The organism is Streptomyces sp. NPDC059649 (genome assembly GCF_042734445.1).
Lineage (GTDB): Bacteria > Actinomycetota > Actinomycetes > Streptomycetales > Streptomycetaceae > Streptomyces.
In genome coordinates this window covers 16,568-30,422 of record NZ_JBHWDV010000031.1, presented here as the reverse complement: position 1 = coordinate 30,422, position 13,855 = coordinate 16,568, and the positions used below count along the sequence as shown (strand labels likewise).

Sequence of the window (13,855 nt, the reverse complement as noted above, 5' to 3'; positions counted from 1 at the left end):
GGCCTGACCCGCAACCAAATCTGCCCGTAGGTGCTGTTTACCAGCACGGAAATACACAACACCCCTGTATGGAGCAGCTCGTGACATCGCCGGACACCCCCGCGCCCGATCGGTCCCGCACCCCGCACCAGCTGTTCCCGTCAGCCGAGCAGCAGGTGACCGGCGCCCCGCGCCGCACCCGCCGGATGCGCCGCACGCTCGCGGTGACCGCCCTGCTCGCAGCGGGTGCGCTGGCCCTGTCGGCCTGTGGCGGCGACGCCGAGGCCGGCGGCCACGACGACGGGAAGAACGGCCAGGCGGGCGCGGACGCCGCGGCCAAGAAGGACGCCTCGGACGCCAAGATCACGGTCTCCTCGAAGGACGGCGCCACCGACGCCAGCATCAACGACACCGGTGTGAAGGTCACCGGCGGCAAGTTGACCGACGTCAAGCTCACCGTCGCCGACACGAACGCCACCGTGGCCGGCGCCATATCGCCCGACGGCACGTCCTGGAAGCCCGGCGTCCAGCTGGAGCGCGGCACCAAGTACAAGCTCGTGGCGAACGCGAAGGACGCCAAGGGCCGTTCGGCCACCGAGAACGCCACCTTCACGACGGTCTCGTCGGCCAACAGCTTCATCGGCTCGTACACCCCCGACAACGGCAAGACCGTCGGCGTCGGCATGCCGGTGTCCTTCAACTTCGACAAGGTGATCACCAACAAGAAGGACGTCCAGTCCCACATCACCGTGACCTCCAGCAGCGGCCAGGAGGTCGTCGGCCACTGGTTCGGGTCCCAGCGCCTGGACTTCCGGCCGGAGGACTACTGGAAGGCCGGCTCCAAGGTCACCATGAAGATCGACCTGGACGGTGTGAAGGGCGGCAACGGCATCACCGGTGTGCAGTCCAAGACGGTGTCCTTCACGATCGGCCGCTCGCAGGTCTCCACGGTCGACATGAACACCCAGACCATGACGGTCAAGCGGGACGGCAAGGTCCTCAAGAGGGTCCCGATCTCCGGCGGCAGCCCCGAGCACCCCACCTACAACGGTCAGATGGTGATCTCGGAGAAGTTCGAGCAGACCCGGATGGACGGCTCGACGGTCGGCTTCGGCGGTGAGTACGACATCAAGGACGTCCCGCACGCCATGCGGCTGTCGTCCTCCGGCACCTTCATCCACGGCAACTACTGGGGCTCCCCCTCCGTCTTCGGCAACTCCGGCACCAGCCACGGCTGCGTCGGCCTGCGCGACAACAAGGGCGGCGGCGGCGACACCCCCGGCAAGTGGTTCTTCAACGAGTCACTGGTCGGCGACGTCGTCATCGTGAAGAACTCCCACGACAGGATGGTCCAGCCGGACAACGGCCTCAACGGCTGGAACCTCTCCTGGTCCGACTGGAAGGCAGGCAGCGCGGTCTGACCGCCTCCCGTCCCGACGAACGGTGGCCGGCCCCACGCAGGGACCGGCCACCGTTCGTTTGAGGTCGCCGCCGAGCGCAGCGGCACGCGGGTCAGCGCAGCAACAACTCCACCACCCCGGCGAACCCCTCGTTCCCGTGCCCGTCCGCCACCCGCCGCTCCATCAGCGCCAGCACCGGTGCCCACAGCTCCGGGCTGACCCCCTGGGCCCGTGAGACGTCCCCGATGGCGTCGTGCGAGACCTGCATGGCCAGGGGCGAGCCGGTGACCGAGTAGTCGCCGGAATCGACCTGCTCCGCCATCGTGGGCAAGCCACCGGCCATCGCCTGGATCCACGGCACCAGCAGCGTGTTCGTGAACCCGGCGACCGGCCCGCCCGCCGAGCGGATCAGCGCCGCGGCGTGCGCGAAGCCGCCGAACATCCCGTACATCCCGCTCAGCAGCGCAAGATCATTGAGCGGTGCGAGCCCGGGATCCTCCCCCAGATAGACGCTCCGCGCGAACGAGTCCAGCAGCCCCCGGTACCTGTCGAAGGCCGACCGGGACCCGCTGTACAGCACGAACGCCTGCGGTGTCGCCAGGATCTCCGGTACGGCCATGATCCCGCCGTCGAGGTACTCGCCCCCGAGCGCCGTCACCCGCTCCGCCATCTTCCGGGCTTCCTCGGGCGACCCGTTGGTCACATTGACCACCACCCGCCCCTGCAACCCCGTCGGCCCGCCGGCCTGCTCCAGCAGCGGCCCGACATCGCCGTAATCGAGGATGCAGACGATCACGACGTCACAGCCGTCCACCGCCTCGGCCACCGACCCGGCCTCCCACGCTCCCCGCGCGACGAGCCCCTCGGCCTTCCCCGGCGTACGGTTCCACACCCGCACCGCATGCCCACCCGCCACCAACGCCCCGGCCAGCGCACTCCCCATGCTCCCCAGCCCCAGCACCGCGACACCGGTCTTCTCCACCGACACGAAAGAACTCCTCTACCTGGTAACTCGCGCTCTCCGGAGATCCGGGTCTCCGGATCTCTCGATCACGCGATCAGTCTTGGCCCAGGCAAAAGGAGGGACAAGTACCCACTTTTTAGTGCGTACTTACCTGGAGGTGACCGGCTTGCCCACAGGTGAATGAGCAACAAGGATCGGCGGCGCCGGTCCGCCGGTGTGGCCATGAAGCCGGGGCCCGGACCGCCTGTGGTGGCGGCCCGGGCCCCGGCGGGGTGGAGGGGGGTCAGGCGGTGGCCGGGACGCCCGGGTGGTCGGGGGACGGGGTTTCGGCGGGGGTCGCAGGGGTCGGCCTGCGGAGGCTCTTCAGGAGCAGGACCAGGGCGGTGCTGACGCACGTACCGGCGGCGATGGCGAGCAGGTAGAGCAGTGGCTGGCCGATCAGCGGGACGACGAAGACGCCGCCGTGCGGGGCGCGCAGGGTGCAGCCGAAGGCCATCGACAGGGCGCCGGTGACCGCGCCGCCGACCATCGCGGAGGGGATCACGCGCAGCGGATCGGCGGCCGCGAACGGGATCGCGCCCTCGGTGATGAAGGACGCCCCGAGCACCCAGGCCGCCTTGCCGTTCTCCCGCTCGGTCTTGGTGAAGAGCCTCCCGCGGACGGTCGTGGCCAGTGCCATCGCCAGCGGCGGGACCATACCGGCGGCCATCACCGCGGCCATCACCTTCAGGCTGCCCTCGTTCGGATTGGCCAGCCCGCCGACCGCGAAGGTGTACGCGACCTTGTTCAGCGGGCCGCCCAGGTCGAAGCACATCATCAGGCCGAGCAGCGCGCCGAGGATGATCGCGTTGGCACCGGTGAGGCCGGACAGCCAGTCGGTCAGCCCCTTCTGCAGGGCGGCGATCGGCTTGCCGACCACCAGGAACATCAGGAAGCCGACCACGATGGACGACACCAGTGGGATCACCACGACCGGCATGATGCCGCGTAGCGGTGCCGGGACGTGCAGGCGCTGGATCGTCATCACCACACCGCCCGCGAGAAGTCCGGCGATCAGACCGCCGAGGAAGCCCGCGTTGATGGTGAGCGCGATGGCCCCGCCGACGAAGCCGGGCACGAGCCCGGGCCGGTCCGCCATGCCGTACGCGATGAAGCCGGCCAGTACGGGGACGAGGAAGCCGAACGCGACGCTGCCTATCTGGAACAGCAGGGCCGCCCAACTGGTGGACTCCGTCCAGAGGAAGTGGTCGGCGACGGACGGTGCCTTGTTGATCGTGTAGCCGCCGATCGCGAAGGCGAGCGCGATGAGCAGACCACCGGCGGCGACGAACGGAACCATGTAACTCACGCCGGTCATCAGCCACTTGCGCAGCCGGGTGGCGTAGCCGTCGGCGGCGTCGGCGCCCCTGTCCATGGGCGCGGCGGGGCGCCCGGCCGTGCCGGCCCCGCCGGACGCACCGACCGCACCGATCGCATCGGTCTCGCCTCGGGCGGCCTTGTCCCGTACCTCGGCGATGAGTTCGGCGGGGCGGTTGATGCCCGCCTTCACCCCGACGTCGACGGTCGGCTTACCGGCGAACCGCTCCTTGTCCCGTACCTCGACGTCATGGGCGAGGATCACGCCGTCCGCGTCGGCCACGAGCTGCGGATCGAGCCGCTTGAACCCGGCCGAGCCCTGCGTCTCGACGAACACCTCGACGCCGGCGGCCCGCCCGGCCTTCTCCAGCGACTCGGCGGCCATGTAGGTGTGCGCGATGCCGGTGGGGCAGGAGGTGATGGCGACGATACGGAAGGGGGCGGGGGTGGTGACGGGGGTGGGCTCCGGCTCCGGGGCGGGAGTGGCCTCCTGCTCGGGGGCGGCCGCCTGCTCGGGGACGGGCTCGGGTGCCGGGGCGGCCTCCGGTGCCGGGACCGGCTCGGGTGCCGGGGCGGGCTCCGGCTCCAGGGCAGCCTCCCGGTCCGCGGGGGCTTCGCCCGCGGGCTCGCCCGCCGCGGTGGACTCCTCCGCCGCAGTGGACTCCTCCGGCTCCGCCGGCTTCTCCACTTCCTCCGGCGTCTCGCCCCGTATCAGCGCCGCCGCGCGGCCCGGTTCGGTGGCGGAGCGCAGGGCGCCGGTGAAGGACTCGTCCATCAGGTGGCGGGCGAGCGTGGAGAGGATCGACAGGTGGTCGGCGTCGCCGCCCGCCGGGGCCGCGATCAGGAAGATCAGGTCGGCCGGGCCGTCCGGCGCCCCGAAGTCGATCCCGGCGGCGCTGCGCCCGAAGGCCAGCGTCGGCTCGGTGACATGCCCGCTACGGCAGTGCGGGATCCCGATCCCGCCGTCCAGCCCGGTCGGCATCTGGGCCTCGCGCGCGGCCACGTCCGCGAGGAAGCCCTCAAGGTCCGTGACGCGCCCGGACGTGACCATCCGCTCGGCCAGCGACCGTGCGGCGGCGTCCTTGGTTTCTGCGGACAGGTCGAGATCGACCAGGTCCGCGGTGATCAGCTCGCTCATCGCGCGCTCCCTTCAGTACCGGCCCGAACGCCTGCCGGGCGACCGACCCTCGCGAACAACACGTCGGCGGACGGCAGCACGTGCATGTGTACGCACTCCGCACCCGACCCCGCCCTGCTCCCCCGGCTCTTGATGACTCCCGCCCAGGTCCGCATGACGCTCGCCCGGACCGCCCCCACGAAACTCGCCCGACTCTGTGCGCCCCGGCCGCTCGCTCGGCGCCGCATGACACCCACCCGGCGGGGCGTGACACCCGGCCCGCCGCTCATGGCCCCCGGCCGCTCGTTCATGACACCCACTCGGCGCCGCCTGACACCCGGCCCGCCGCTCACGAGGCCCACCCGCCCGTTCATGACACCGGCTCCGTCAGCGGCCGGTCGTACGGCACGTCATCGGTGGTCATGACCGCCGCCGGAGCCAGGTCCCGCGGCGTCGGCATCTGGCTGCCGGGCAGTTGGACGGCGGCCGCGCCGTGCGCCACCGCCGCGGCCAGCGCGGCCCTCCCCATGCCGCCGGCCGCGAGGAAACCGGCCAGTGACGCGTCGCCGGCCCCCACGTTGCTGCGGACGGCGGCGACCGGCGCGCTGCCGAAGTGGGTGCCGTTCTCGTCGACCAGCAGCTGGCCGTCCGCCCCCAGGGACGCGAGTACGGCCCGCGCACCGCGCGCCCGCAGCTCCTCGGCGGCCTTGACCGCGTCCCCCACGGTCACGAGCGGGCGGCCGACGGCCTGGGCCAGCTCCTCGGCGTTCGGCTTGACGACGTCCGGGCGTTCGCGCAGGGCCGCGGTCAGCGACGGGCCGGAGGTGTCCAGGGCGATCCGGGCCCCGGCACCGTGCGCCCGGGCGACCAGCTCCGCGTACCACTCGGGCGCCAGACCGCGCGGCAGGCTGCCGCAGCAGGCGATCCAGCGGGCGCCCGCCGACCGCTCGCCGACGGTGGCGAGCAGCGCCTCCGACTCGTCGGCGGACAGCTCGGGACCGGTCGCGTTGATCTTGGTGAGGGTGCCGTCCGGCTCGGCGACCGAGATGTTGGAACGGGTCTGGCCGGCCACCGGCACCCCCGCCACCTCGATCCCCTCCGCGTTCAGCAGCCCGGCCAGCGCCGCACCCGCGGGACCGCCCAACGGCAGTACGGCGAGGGTGCGGTGGCCGGCGGCGGTGAGCGCCCGGGAGACGTTGACGCCCTTGCCGCCGGGGTCGATCCGGTCCGCGGTCGCCCGGAGCACGGCCCCGCGCTCCAGCGCCGGGATCTCGTACGTACGGTCCAGGCTGGGGTTGGGCGTGACGGTGAGGATCAGGTCGGTGGCGGAGGGCTGCAGGTCCGAGGCCGAGGGCTGCGGGTCCGTGGCGGACGGCTTCGGGCCCGTGGCCGACGGCTTCAGGTTGGTCGGCGTCATGCGCGGATCGGTGGAGGTCATGCGCGTACTACTTCCGTGCCTGCGCGCTCGATGGCGAGGGCGTCGTCGGGGCTCAGACCGGTGTCGGTGATGAGCAGGTCCACGTCCGAGAGGTCGCCGAAGCGGGCGAAGTGCCGCTGCTCGAACTTGCCGGAGTCGGCGAGCAGGACGACCCGGCGGGCGGCACGGATCAGCGCCCGCTTGACCGCGGCCTCCGCGAGGTCCGGCGTGGTCAGCCCGCCGTCGAGGGAGAAGCCGTTGGTCGCCAGGAACAGCACATCGGCGTTGATCTCGCGGTAGGCGCGCAGCGCCCAGTCGTCGACCGCGGCCCGGGTACGGTGCCGGATCCGGCCGCCTACGAGGTGCAGGGTCAGCCCGGGGTGGTCGGCCAGCCGCGCGGCCACCGGCAGCCCGTGGGTGACGACCGTCAGCTCGGCCTCCAGCGGGATCTCGGCGGCGAGCCGGGCGGCCGTGGTGCCGGCGTCCAGGATCACGCTGCCGAAGCCGTGGCCGCCGCGGGATCCGCCGCCGTGCTCACCGTTCTCGCTGCCCGGGAGTTCGGCGAGCGCGGCGCGGGCGATGCGCAGCTTCTCGTCGGCGGCGACGGCGTCCCGCTCGGCGAGGTCCGGCTCGAAGTCCAGCCGGCCGGCCGGGATGGCACCGCCGTGCACTCTGCGCACCAGACCGGCCCGGTCCAGCGCCTTGAGGTCGCGCCGTACGGTCTCGGCGGTGACCTGGAATTCCTCGGCGAGGGAGAGTACGTCGACCCGCCCGCTCTCACGGGCCAGTCGCAGGATCTCCTGCTGCCGTTCCGGTGCGTACATCGCGTTTGTGTCCGTTTCCCTGCCCGAACCTGTGGTTTCGCTTCGATGCTACGCCTGCATTTCGGCGAAGTAAACAGACTCGGGCGTCAGCCGGACTCAAACAGACATCGACAGGGGCGGAAGCCGCAACACCAAACCGGAAAGACCGTAAAGGTCGGCAAGACCGGAAAGACCGGAAAGGCGGCCACACAAAAGAGCCCCGACGCCGCAAAGGGCACCGGGGCTCGTCCTGCTACTGCCTGCTTGCTCGCTTGCTCGCCTGCGCGCTGGAAGCAGGTTTACCGGGGTTATCGGTTACGCGGCCGCGTCGAACCCCGTGTCGTGCGCCATCCGCTTCAGCTCCAGCAGCGCATGCTTCTCGATCTGCCGGATCCGCTCGCGGGTGAGGCCGTGCTGCTTGCCGACCTCGGTCAGCGTGCGCTCGCGGCCGTCCTCGATGCCGTAGCGCGCCTTGATGATGGACGCGGTGCGGTGGTCGAGGCGGTCGATGAGGTCCTCCAGCTCCTCACTGCGCAGCAGCGTGAGCACCGACTGCTCGGGCGAGGCCGCGGAGGTGTCCTCCAGCAGGTCGCCGAACTGGGTGTCGCCGTCGTCGTCCACCGACATGTTGAGACTGACCGGGTCGCGGGCCCAGTCCAGTACGTCGGTGACGCGGGCGGGCGTGGTGCCCAGCTCGCCGGCGACCTCCTCGGGCTCCGGGTCGCGGCCGTTCTCACGGTTGAACTCGCGCTGCACCCGGCGGATCCGGCCCAGCTCCTCGACGAGGTGCACGGGCAGCCGGATCGTGCGCGACTGGTCGGCGATGGAGCGGGTGATCGCCTGACGGATCCACCACGTGGCATACGTCGAGAACTTGAAGCCCTTGGCGTAGTCGAACTTCTCCACGGCCCGCACCAGGCCGGCGTTGCCCTCCTGGATCAGGTCGAGGAGGGGGAGTCCGGCGCGCGGGTAGCGGCGCGCCACCGCGACGACCAGCCGCAGGTTGGAACGGATGAAGATGTCCTTGGCCTTGGCGGCCTCCGCGGCCAGCGCCTCCAGCTCCTCGCGGCTGGCACCTGCGGCATTGCCGTCGGTGACCTCGCCGTCCAGGATCTGCTGGGCGTAGACACCCGCCTCGATGGTCTGGGACAGCTCGACCTCCTTGGCGGCGTCGAGCAGGGGCGTACGCGCGATCTCGTCGAGGTACATGCCGACCAGGTCGCGGTCGGCGATCTCCCCGCCTACGGCGCGAACACTGTTGGCCCCGTCAGAAGCGCTGGTGCTTTCCTGACGTCGGGCGACGGCACGGGTTGCCATGCGTGTGCTCCCTTTGCGATGAGTCGGTCGCGGGACGGTGGGGCGGGCCGGTTGCTGCACCACGCGCTGCGACGTGTGCGGTGCGACATGGCGTGTCACACCGGCTTCACACCGACTGACGTGCGCCGATACCGGTGGGCATCGGCTGCGATGCTTGCCGAGTGGCCCGTCCGAAGGAAACAACGGCTGGAATCCGGACAGAATTCCCACACGGCGCGGCTATTTTTCTGATCATGCAGTACCCTGCGCTCCCACCGAGGAGGTCGTATGCCGTCAGGGCAAGGGGAAGTGCAGGTCAGAGCGGGCATCGAGGCGGACCTTCCGGCCCTTACGGATCTTTACAACCACTACATTCGTGAGACTTCGATCACGTTCGACCTGGAGCCCTTCACCCCCGAGGAGCGCCGCCCCTGGCTGCTCTCCCACCCTCAAGACGGCCCCCACCGGCTTCTGGTTGCGCAGGTACCCGCAGAACGGACAAAAAACCCGCCCAACGGGCCGAGGCACAACGAGCAGGTCCGACGCCCTGCGGCGGCAGCCGCAGGACCGGGGCTGGAAACGGGCCCGGGACTGGACGCGAGCCTGGGGCTGGCTACTGGCCCGGGGCTGGCCACGGGCCCGGCGCGGGACACTGGCCTGGGGACGGAGATGGGCCCGGGCCCGGCGGCCACTCTGCTCGGCTACGCGACCAGCAGCGCCTTCCGCCCCAAGGCCGCCTACGCCCCGTCCGTCGAGGTCACCGTCTACTGCGCCCCGGAGGCCGCCGGCCGTGGCGTCGGCACGCTCCTCTACGAGGCCCTGTTCGAGGCGCTGGCCAAGGAGGACGTGCACCGAGCGTACGCAGGCATCACCCAGCCGAACGAGGCCTCCACCCGCCTGCACACCCGCTTCGGCTTCCGGCACATCGGCACGTACACGGAGGTGGGCCGCAAGTTCGGCCGCTACTGGGACGTGGCCTGGTACCAGAAGGACCTCGGCTGATCAGCCCGGCGACCACCCCGCGCGACCGACTGGCACGCCCGCCTCACACTTCGCCTCACCTCGTACGGGCTCACCCCGTACGGCTCACCTCGTACGGGCTCACCCCGACGGCCCGCCCCGTACGGCTCAGCTCGTACGACCCGGCCCCCCGCTGCTCCGGTTGACGCGGCGGCCCCCCGGGTGTCGCCTGGACAGGAGGCGTGCCGGGGAGGCGGCCGACGGCAAGGCCCCCGGGCACGCAGGCATACGGGAGTGGGCCCGGGGGAACGCGGGCCCACAACCAGCGGGGCGATCGAGAGGAGCCCGCCATGGACCAGCACGCTCGCCGGCGCGGCGCGAGGGCCGCTCGCTCACACGGCACGGTCGACGTCGAACACGGAGCCACCGCCGACCCCCGCCGCGGCTCCGCCGCCGCGGAAGGGGCCGCGGGAACCTCAGGGACCGCGAGGACCTCGGGAACCTCGAAGACCTCACGCCTGGCGGCCATGACCGAGCGCGTCCCGGCCACCGTCGCATGGCCGATCATCGCGGCGCTCGCCTTCGGCCTGTTCACGATCTTCCGCACCCACACCGCCGGCATCAAGGGCGGACCGGCCCTGCTGTACGGAGTCGCCGCGGCCGTGGTCACCGGCGTCCTCGGGCTGCTGATCGCCCGCTACCAGTCCTCCATGCTCACCGAAACCCGGGCGCTCTCCTACGGCGCGCTCTTCGGGCTGTCGATGGGCTGGGTCTACAGCCTGGGCGGGGAGACGATCCTGAAGTCCTGCATCTTCGGGTTCGTCATGGGCGGGATCATGTTCCTCTCCGCCCTCTACCTCTTCCGCGCCCGTAGCGCCCACGAACCCCACGGCGCACACCGCCCGCGCCAGCCGCACGGCACCCACCGCCGCCGCCTCCCCGCCGCCACTCGCTGACGCCGGACGTGTCCCCTCCTCGGAACGCCCAGGAACAACGCTGAACAGCATCGTCCGAAAGCCCCGGAGCAGTCGCCTGGCGGAGCCGCCTCAGCCCACCTCCAGCGTCGCGTCCTCCGACGTCCTCCGTATCGTGCGCAGCGGCCGACCCGGCGACCAGGTCTCCACCACCACCCACGGGCTCTCGATGTACGTACGCACCACCTCCGTCACCTCCGCCCGGAACAGGTGGAACGGCTCGGGCGGACGCACCTCCACCGCGTAGCGCGCCATCAGCTCGGGGTCGGTCGTCTCGACCGCCCGCCCGGACACCCGTACGTCCCCCAGCTCCGGCACCTCGCTGTGCTGCCCCGGATTGGCGTGCAGCGAGAAGCGGGGATCGCGCCGCAGGTCCTGGGCCTTGCGTGAGCCGTTCATCATCCCCAGCCACAGCTCCCCGTGCCGGAAGTCCGCCTCCAGGCCGCTGAGTCGGGGTGCGCCGTCCCGCCGGAGCGTGGCCAGCACGTGGTGCCGGTACGCCCCGAAGCGAGCCCCCACCCGGCCGGCCAGCTCGGGCACCGCCTCCTCGACCACCGACCAGGCAACTCCGGCGATCGGCACGTCACTTCGACTCGTCCCGCCCCCGTTCCTGCCCCCGTTCCTGCCCCCGTTCCTGCCGTCGTTCCCGCCCTCGTTCCTGTCCTCGATCTTGCCGTCACTCATGCCGCCATTGCTCATGACGTCACCCTCCCCCCGATACCCGACACCTCCTGTCGGGTTTTCCGTGCCGGATCAGCGGCGCGGTCGACCCGCCGCCTCAGCCCGGACCGCCGCTGCGACCCTCCGATCCGATCACTGACATCAGCCTGCCACCCGCCACTGACAATCGCCCCGACCGTCCCGAACGCCCCCAGCCCCCCCCCGACACGTCCGGCTGGCCCCAAGCCCCTCGCCTCCCTCCACCCATCCCCCCAAGGCCGTACGACCAGCGCCGTAAGCCGAAAGCCCGTTACGTTCCCGGCCGCGGCCGACCTAGCCTCGGCGCATGGAAACGACGAGCGGCACACTCGACGAGGCGTTACAGCGCCTGCACGCATCCGGCCCCGAATTCAAGGGATTCCTGAGCAACCACGGCCCGATGGCCATCGAAGCGATGGTCCGCAACGGCCAGGCCCGCACCGTCCACCGCTGGCTCGACACCTACGAGCACAAGCTGGAGGACGTACCGGTCGCCAAGTCACCCATTACGGACGCCAATTGGCAGCAGGCACTGGGCGAGACCGACCGGGTCACCGACTGGACCGCGTACTTCACCGAGCGGGTCGCCGAACGGCCCTGGCGGGACGTTCTCGCCGAGTGGTGGCCGCGGCTGCTCCCCGGTATCGCGGGCGCCGCCACCCACCCGGTCATCCGCCTGGGGCACGCCGTCCGCAGCCTCCTGGCAGAGGGGGAGAATCCCCCACGGCTCGCCGAGTTCGCGCACGCCCTCGGCTACTGGGCCGCCCGGCATCTGCCGCTCCCCACCGCCGTACGCCCCACCGGCCACGCCACCCCTGCCGAGGCACTCGCAGCCGTCCCCCGTATTGCCGACCAGCGGGTCGCACCGGTCCAGGGTTATGCCCAACTCCCCGATACGGACGGATGGTTGGCAACTACCGAGTCGCTGTACGTTCCCGAGGGCCCGGAGGCCGTACGGGAGGGACTGACCGCGCTCGTCCGGGCCGCCACCCTCAACTACGGCGACTACGGCCACGGAAACGGCATCATGCTGGTCCACGCCGCCACCGCGCCGAACGCGGTCCTGCGCATCCTGCCCGCGCTTCCCCAGGAGCTGTGGGCGGCCTCCTTCACGGTGGCCTGGGCCGCGACCTCGGCGATCACCGCCATCTACGCCGCGGACACCCCGCGCCGGGCCCCGGACGCCGGTTCCCTCACCCCCGAGGAGGTCTTCGCGCGGGCGGTCGCCAACGGGAACGAGCATGCGATCAAGTTCGCCGACACCGCGCTGGACGTGGCCGCGACCTCCGAGGACGGCGACACCCGCGCCCTGTCGGCGGCCCTGAACGCCGTCGCGCTGATCGACGTGGACGACTGATCATCCCTGAGCACCCCTGAGCAACCCTGACCGGCCCCGACCAGGGATGACCAGTCCCGATCTCCGGGATCAGCCCGGATCAGCCAACACTCAGCCGTACTGCAGCGACCGCTTCGCCAGCCCCATCCAGAAGCCGTCGATCACGCTCCGCCCGCTGTCCAGCTGCCCCTGGGCGTCCGCGGCCCCCAGGGCCACGAACAGCGGCGCGAAGTGCTCGGTGCGCGGATGCGCCAGCCGCCCCGCCGGCGCCTTGTGGAGGAAGTCGAAGAGGGCGTCGAGGTCCTGGGCCTCCAGGGCCTGCCGCCCCCAGTCGTCGAACTCCGCCGACCAGGCGGGCGTGCCGTCGTGCGACTGCCGCAGCGCCGCCAGGTTGTGGGTGAAGAACCCACTGCCGATGATCAGTACGCCTTCGTCGCGCAGGGGGGCGAGCCGGCGGCCGGTCTCGTACAGGAGGCGCGGATCGAGCGTGGGCATCGAGAGCTGAAGGACCGGAACGTCGGCGTCCGGGTACATCTCGACGAGCGGGACGTACGCACCGTGGTCGAGCCCCCGGTCGGGGAGGTCCGCGATCGGGGTGCCGGCCGTCCGCAGCGTCTTCCGTATGCGCTCGGCCAGCTCCGGGGCACCGGGGGCCGGGTACCGCACCTCGTAGTAGTGGCGGGGGAAACCCCAGAAGTCGTAGACGAGCGGCACGGTCTCGGTGGCGCCGAGGGCGATCGGGGCCGCCTCCCAGTGCGCGGAGATCATCAGCACCGCCTTCGGGCGCGGCAGCTGCGCGGACCAGGCGGCCAGTTGACCGGGCCACACCGGATCGTCGGCGAGCGGGGGCGCGCCATGGCTGAGGTAGAGAGCCGGCATTACAGACATCACATCTCCACGGCGTCACACTGGCGGTAGTCGATAGATGCAGTGACATCCGGCCACCGCAGCTCCAATTACTTGAACCTTCAAGCATTGGTTGCCAGTCTAGCCGGGACTTGTTAAAACTTAAAGAACTCTCCTAGCGGTGAGAGAGTGAATGGCATGAGCAACGAACCCGCACCCGAGCCGCGTTGGCTCAGTGACGAGGAGCAATACGCCTGGCAGTGCTACCTCCACGCCACCACGCTCCTGGAGGACCACCTCGACCGTCAGCTGCAGCGTGACGCCGGGATGCCGCACGTCTACTACGGACTGCTCGTCCAGCTCTCCCGGGCACCGCGGCGCCGGCTGCGGATGACCGAGCTGGCCCAGAACGCCAAGATCACCCGCTCCCGGCTCTCGCACGCGATCGCGCGCCTGGAGAAGAACGGCTGGGTGCGGCGCGAGAACTGCCCGTCCGACAAGCGCGGCCAGAACGCCTACCTCACGGATGAGGGCATGCGGGTGCTGGAGAAGGCGGCCCCGGGACACGTCGCCGCCGTCCGTGCCGCGATCTTCGACCGCCTGTCGCCGGAGCAGGTCGGTCACCTGGCCGAAATCTGCCAGGTGATGACCGAAGGGCTGCAACCCCAAGGCGCCGACCTCCCCTGGCTCCGCTGACCCTCAGCGAAG

12 protein-coding genes are annotated in these 13,855 nt (G+C 71.2%); 5 read left to right on the top strand and 7 right to left on the bottom strand.

Annotated elements, in window-relative coordinates:
- Window positions 1-68: 68 nt before the first annotated feature.
- Window positions 69-1,400: an Ig-like domain-containing protein gene (locus tag ACFV1J_RS27080; protein ID WP_385862222.1), complete on the top strand. Its 1,332-nt coding sequence runs from the start codon at window positions 69-71 to the stop codon at window positions 1,398-1,400.
- A 91-nt stretch (window positions 1,401-1,491) separates the two neighbouring features.
- On the opposite strand, the gene ACFV1J_RS27075 is transcribed toward ACFV1J_RS27080, so the two are convergent.
- The 5 genes from ACFV1J_RS27075 to ACFV1J_RS27055 all read right to left on the bottom strand — a co-directional run bounded on the left by ACFV1J_RS27075 (window position 1,492) and on the right by ACFV1J_RS27055 (window position 8,353).
- Window positions 1,492-2,367, bottom strand: a complete 876-nt coding sequence (locus ACFV1J_RS27075) for an NAD(P)-dependent oxidoreductase (protein WP_385862220.1) — start codon at window positions 2,365-2,367, stop codon at window positions 1,492-1,494.
- 259 nt (window positions 2,368-2,626) lie between these two features.
- Complete coding sequence (locus tag ACFV1J_RS27070) at window positions 2,627-4,837, bottom strand: fructose-specific PTS transporter subunit EIIC (RefSeq protein WP_385862218.1); 2,211 nt, start codon at window positions 4,835-4,837, stop codon at window positions 2,627-2,629.
- A gap of 349 nt (window positions 4,838-5,186) precedes the next feature.
- Window positions 5,187-6,134, bottom strand: a complete 948-nt coding sequence (gene pfkB, locus ACFV1J_RS27065) for a 1-phosphofructokinase (RefSeq protein WP_385862344.1) — start codon at window positions 6,132-6,134, stop codon at window positions 5,187-5,189.
- A 116-nt stretch (window positions 6,135-6,250) separates the two neighbouring features.
- A complete protein-coding gene (locus ACFV1J_RS27060) occupies window positions 6,251-7,057 on the bottom strand; it encodes a DeoR/GlpR family DNA-binding transcription regulator (RefSeq protein WP_385862217.1) in 807 nt (268 codons plus the stop codon).
- Window positions 7,058-7,351: 294 nt separating this feature from the next.
- On the bottom strand, window positions 7,352-8,353 hold the full coding sequence (locus ACFV1J_RS27055) for an RNA polymerase sigma factor RpoD/SigA (RefSeq protein WP_385862214.1): 1,002 nt from the start codon (window positions 8,351-8,353) through the stop codon (window positions 7,352-7,354).
- Window positions 8,354-9,001: 648 nt separating this feature from the next.
- Between ACFV1J_RS27055 and ACFV1J_RS27050 the strand changes: the two genes are divergently transcribed.
- Together ACFV1J_RS27050 and ACFV1J_RS27045 are read left to right on the top strand one after the other, a co-directional pair.
- A complete protein-coding gene (locus tag ACFV1J_RS27050) occupies window positions 9,002-9,334 on the top strand; it encodes a GNAT family N-acetyltransferase (protein ID WP_385862211.1) in 333 nt (110 codons plus the stop codon).
- A 308-nt stretch (window positions 9,335-9,642) separates the two neighbouring features.
- Window positions 9,643-10,248, top strand: a complete 606-nt coding sequence (locus ACFV1J_RS27045; protein ID WP_385862209.1) for a hypothetical protein — start codon at window positions 9,643-9,645, stop codon at window positions 10,246-10,248.
- Window positions 10,249-10,338: 90 nt separating this feature from the next.
- On the opposite strand, the gene ACFV1J_RS27040 is transcribed toward ACFV1J_RS27045, so the two are convergent.
- Complete coding sequence (locus tag ACFV1J_RS27040; protein ID WP_385862342.1) at window positions 10,339-10,785, bottom strand: pyridoxamine 5'-phosphate oxidase family protein; 447 nt, start codon at window positions 10,783-10,785, stop codon at window positions 10,339-10,341.
- A gap of 487 nt (window positions 10,786-11,272) precedes the next feature.
- On the opposite strand from ACFV1J_RS27040, the gene ACFV1J_RS27035 reads away from it, so the two are divergent.
- Window positions 11,273-12,322, top strand: coding sequence for a questin oxidase family protein (locus tag ACFV1J_RS27035; RefSeq protein WP_385862207.1), 1,050 nt, complete (start codon window positions 11,273-11,275; stop codon window positions 12,320-12,322).
- A 90-nt stretch (window positions 12,323-12,412) separates the two neighbouring features.
- Here ACFV1J_RS27035 and ACFV1J_RS27030 read toward each other — a convergent pair whose 3' ends face one another.
- On the bottom strand, window positions 12,413-13,189 hold the full coding sequence (locus ACFV1J_RS27030) for a dioxygenase (RefSeq protein ID WP_385862206.1): 777 nt from the start codon (window positions 13,187-13,189) through the stop codon (window positions 12,413-12,415).
- Window positions 13,190-13,345: 156 nt separating this feature from the next.
- Here ACFV1J_RS27030 and ACFV1J_RS27025 point away from each other — a divergent pair, with 156 nt between their 5' ends.
- Window positions 13,346-13,843: a MarR family transcriptional regulator gene (locus ACFV1J_RS27025; RefSeq protein ID WP_360944713.1), complete on the top strand. Its 498-nt coding sequence runs from the start codon at window positions 13,346-13,348 to the stop codon at window positions 13,841-13,843.
- Window positions 13,844-13,855 lie beyond the last annotated feature (12 nt).

Excerpts from the sequence above, each read along its gene's own strand:
- ACFV1J_RS27080 (WP_385862222.1), top strand. The coding sequence starts at position 69 with ATGGAGCAGCTCGTGACATCGCCGGACACCCCCGCGCCCGATCGGTCC.
- ACFV1J_RS27070 (WP_385862218.1), bottom strand. The coding sequence starts at position 4,837 with ATGAGCGAGCTGATCACCGCGGACCTGGTCGATCTCGACCTGTCCGCA.
- ACFV1J_RS27060 (WP_385862217.1), bottom strand. The coding sequence starts at position 7,057 with ATGTACGCACCGGAACGGCAGCAGGAGATCCTGCGACTGGCCCGTGAG.
- ACFV1J_RS27055 (WP_385862214.1), bottom strand. The coding sequence starts at position 8,353 with ATGGCAACCCGTGCCGTCGCCCGACGTCAGGAAAGCACCAGCGCTTCT.
- ACFV1J_RS27050 (WP_385862211.1), top strand. The coding sequence starts at position 9,002 with ATGGGCCCGGGCCCGGCGGCCACTCTGCTCGGCTACGCGACCAGCAGC.
- ACFV1J_RS27045 (WP_385862209.1), top strand. The coding sequence starts at position 9,643 with ATGGACCAGCACGCTCGCCGGCGCGGCGCGAGGGCCGCTCGCTCACAC.
- ACFV1J_RS27035 (WP_385862207.1), top strand. The coding sequence starts at position 11,273 with ATGGAAACGACGAGCGGCACACTCGACGAGGCGTTACAGCGCCTGCAC.
- ACFV1J_RS27030 (WP_385862206.1), bottom strand. The coding sequence starts at position 13,189 with ATGTCTGTAATGCCGGCTCTCTACCTCAGCCATGGCGCGCCCCCGCTC.
- ACFV1J_RS27025 (WP_360944713.1), top strand. The coding sequence starts at position 13,346 with ATGAGCAACGAACCCGCACCCGAGCCGCGTTGGCTCAGTGACGAGGAG.